Source organism: Phenylobacterium sp., from assembly GCF_030654915.1.
Lineage (GTDB): Bacteria > Pseudomonadota > Alphaproteobacteria > Caulobacterales > Caulobacteraceae > Phenylobacterium.
Genome location: NZ_JAURWM010000213.1, coordinates 1 through 3,663 on the forward strand (window position 1 = coordinate 1; position 3,663 = coordinate 3,663).

At 66.4% G+C, this 3,663-nt stretch carries 4 protein-coding genes; 3 read left to right on the forward strand and 1 reads right to left on the reverse strand.

Annotated elements, in window-relative coordinates; all coding sequences use genetic code 11:
• Positions 1–505 (forward strand): DNA polymerase III subunit beta (locus tag Q7T84_RS10805; protein WP_304808625.1); only part of this gene is annotated, 505 nt, incomplete at its 5' end.
• On the opposite strand, the gene Q7T84_RS10810 is transcribed toward Q7T84_RS10805, so the two are convergent.
• Positions 502–2,088: a TonB family protein gene (locus Q7T84_RS10810; protein WP_304808627.1), complete on the reverse strand. Its 1,587-nt coding sequence runs from the start codon at positions 2,086–2,088 to the stop codon at positions 502–504. The genes Q7T84_RS10805 and Q7T84_RS10810 overlap by 4 nt on opposite strands.
• A gap of 95 nt (positions 2,089–2,183) precedes the next feature.
• Here Q7T84_RS10810 and recF point away from each other — a divergent pair, with 95 nt between their 5' ends.
• The gene (gene recF, locus Q7T84_RS10815) at positions 2,184–3,323 is read left to right on the forward strand and encodes a DNA replication/repair protein RecF (protein WP_304808628.1); all 1,140 of its coding nucleotides are present in this window, start codon (positions 2,184–2,186) and stop codon (positions 3,321–3,323) included.
• The coding region (locus Q7T84_RS10820; RefSeq protein WP_304808629.1) for an ATP-binding protein at positions 3,320–3,663 on the forward strand (344 nt) is incomplete at its 3' end. The genes recF and Q7T84_RS10820, both read left to right, overlap by 4 nt.

Here is a 3,663-nt window from a genome sequence, read left to right on the forward strand (position 1 = left end):
CATCGGCGAAATCCGCCGCCTGCTGGATGACGCCGGTGAATCGGTGGACCTGCAGGTCAGCCCGCAGAAGCTGCGGCTCGACTTCGGCGGCGCGGCCCTGACCTCCAAGGTCATCGACGGCAACTTCCCCGACTACAGCCGCGTCATCCCCAAGGGCAACGAGCGGGTGATGATGGTCGACAACAAGCTGTTCGCCAAGGCGGTGGACCGCGTCGCCACCATCTCGGCCGAGAAGAGCCGTTCGGTGCGCATGGCCATCGAGCCCGGCCGCGTGATCCTGACGGTCCGCAACATGGAAGCTGGCCAGGCGGTCGAAGAGGTCGAGGTCGAATACGACGGCGAGGCTTTCGAGCTGTCGTTCAACGCCCGCTACCTGCTGGACGTCACCGACCAGATCGGCAGCGAGCAGGCCGAGTTCCGCTTCGGCGGCCCCAACGACCCGGCTCTGGTCCTCGATCCGACGGATCCCAACGTCCAATACGTGTTGATGCCGCTGCGGGTCTAGGACGCTGCGGCTTTAGCGGCTGCAGGTTCGCACTCGCGGCCGGCGCAGAAAAGCCGCCGCGCTTCCGCCGCCGCCTTGGCGCCATGGAAGCGCTCGAGGGCGTCGAGCAGATCGGGGTCGAGGCGTTTCAGCCCCTGACCGCCGGGGCCGATCCTGAAATCCAGGATCACCCTCAGTTCCGCAGGCGTGTATTCGACGGCGTAGGTTCTCGCCATCTCCTCGGCGAGCGCCGGCCGGCTTTCCTGAAAGGCCTGGATGAGCGCCACAGCGCCCAAAAGTTCCGTGTTGCCTGAACTTGGGACGCTGCTCGGGATCTTGAGTTGGTCCGCTAGGCTGTCGATCTGCTGCATCGTCACGTCGGCTTTTACGATGCGGCGGGCCAAGCTCATGGCCTCTTCCGACGGGGCTTTGCCGTGCGGCTCATTGTCGGGGATTGGGTTGAAGTGGGGCGCCGTGAAGCTGGTCGGCTTGAAGTTGATCAGGACGGCGACGGTCTCGCCATCGATGTTGCTATCGACCCGGGTGGAGTCGATCTCGTAGCCATCTGACAATTGCAGTGCAGCGGCCCCGAAATGTAGCCCCTCAGGCGATTCGCGAACCGCGACGCAGGAGTCGAGGCCACCAGAAGGCTGGGCGATGCAGTTGATTTGCGCCCAACCCGACAGGCCAAGGAGGTTCGTCATCGGAGGCGCCATGCTCTCGATGTCGTATTCGGTCGGCTGCCGGCTCCAAGGCGGATTGACCAGGGCCACGCCTTCTGCAGGCCGCCAGCGATCAAATCCGCAGGCCATCTGTGCGCAAAACTTGTCGCGCGCCAGGGCGCTCATGGTTCGCACAAACTGCACCTGCATCGGTAGTTGCGCCATCACAACCCGCATGTGCCGGGCTTCAAGGTCGCTTCCCGTTGGGCTGGACAGGAAATCCAGCAAGGCCTGGAGTTCCGTTTCGGTCATGGTCGCGGCATAGGCGGCGCCCTGGGCCACGCCCCAGGCCGGCGCCGCCGCCCTTGCTCCGCCGCTGATAGCTCGTCGTGCCTGGGCTTTGCTTTGTTGATCGACACCTTCGGCCGCTTGCTCGATCGCGATTTCGGCGGCCATGTCCTGGCGCGCGATCATGTCTCTGGTCAGGAGCGGTGCGAGCCGCGCCGCCAGGATGTCCGCTCCGGGCGAGGTGGAGGCGCCGATGCGCGGAGGTGTGCTGGAGTCGCCTCGGGCATCCTCGGGAAGAACAAAGCGGATGGGAATCCTCACAGTCCCGCTTGGCCGTGGGCGTCCGTTCTCCATCTTTGGGGTCATGCGAAAGCTCTCGGCGAGTTTGAGCGCCGCGCTGTCGAAGCCCAGACCGGGCGGCGTGGTCCCCATGGCGACGCAGTTGCGCAGCCGGCCTTCGGTGGACACCGTGCAGGAGAGCGTCGACCTGCCCTCGATGCTCAGTTGCATTGCCAGCGGGGGGTAGGCCTTGGCGACCTGGCTTCCATCCGGACGCGAGGCCCAGTCGGGATTGACGATCTTCTGGGCATGCGCCGTGCCGCCGCCCATGGTCAGGACGCAGGCGGCGCCCGCCAAAACGCGTTTCCATTTCATAGGTATGTCCCCACAACCCCTGGCTGCGAACCTAACCATATCGGGGGCAAGCTCAAGCCTTCGCGCGTCGCGGCGAAACCCGCTATGACCGGCGCGTGACGGCTTTCACCCATCTGACCCTGACGGATTTCCGCTCCTACCAGCGGGCCGAACTGCCCCTCGATGGGCGGCCGGTGTTTCTGGTCGGGCCGAACGGGGCGGGGAAGACCAACCTGCTGGAGGCGGTCAGCCTGTTCACGCCTGGGCGAGGCCTGCGCGGCGCCGTCGGCGCTGAGCTTGGTCGGCGGATGCCCGGCGAGACCCAAGGCCGCGCTTGGGCGGTGGCGGCTGTCATCGAAGAGGCTGGCGAAACCACCCGCATCGGCACCGGCATCGAAACCTCAGGCGCGGTGCGGCGCACCGTGCGGCTGGAGGGTGAACCCGTGCCGCCCGGCCGGCTGGCCGATCATCAACGCCAGGTCTGGCTCACCCCGGCCCAGGACCGGTTGTTCCTGGAGGGCGCGGGCGATCGCCGCAGGTTCTTCGACCGACTGGTGTTCGCCGCCGAGCCCAGCCACGCGGCCCACGCCTCGGCCTATGAGAAATCCCAGCGCGAACGGATGCGGCTGCTGAGCGACGGCCCGGCCGATCCGGCCTGGCTGACGGCGTTGGAGGCCCGCATGGCGGAGGCCGGCGCCCTGATGGCCACGGCGCGGGCCCGGACCCTCTCAGCGCTGCAGGTCGAGATCGACAGCCGTGGCGACCGGCCGTTTCCGCAGGCGCGGCTGAGTCTCACCGGCGATTGGGAGCGGATGGCCGGCGAGGGCGTCGATCTGGCGGAAATCGAGACGCGGCTGATCCGCGCACTGGCCGGCGCTCGCGAGCGCGACGCCTCGGCGGGGAGGGCCTTGACAGGTCCTCATCGGGGCGATCTGGCGGTGATCCACGCTGAAAAGGACAGGCCGGCGGCCGAATGCTCGACGGGTGAGCAGAAAGCCCTGATTTTGAACCTAGTTTTGGGCCAGGCGGCGCGTCTTTCGCGTGCAGAATCGGCTCCAAACCCTATATTGTTATTGGACGAAGTCGCTGCGCACCTGGACCGCCGTAGGCGGGCCGCGCTGTTCGACGAAATCGAGGCGCTCAAGCTGCAGGCGTTCCTGACCGGCACGGACGAGCATCTCTTCGAGGATTTGAAGGGCCGGGCCCAGGGCGTCCATGTGGACGGCTCAAGCCTGGCGATTCTGGATACCGAATGACCGACGCGACTCAGATTCCCGACAACACGCCCGAGAACAACGGACAGGCCGAATATGGCGCCGAGTCCATCAAGGTCCTGAAGGGCCTGGACGCGGTGCGTAAACGCCCGGGCATGTACATCGGCGACACCGATGACGGTTCGGGTTTGCACCACATGGTCTATGAAGTGGTCGACAACGCCATCGACGAGACCCTGGCCGGCTGGGCGACTCGCGTCGAGGTGATCCTGAACGCCGACGGTTCGGTGACGGTCACCGACGACGGCCGCGGCATCCCCACCGACATCCACGAGGGCGAAGGCGTCTCGGCGGCCGAGGTCATCATGACCCAGCTGCACGC

Coding starts and splice junctions, on each gene's coding strand:
- Q7T84_RS10810 (WP_304808627.1), bottom strand. CDS start 2,088: ATGAAATGGAAACGCGTTTTGGCGGGCGCCGCCTGCGTCCTGACCATG.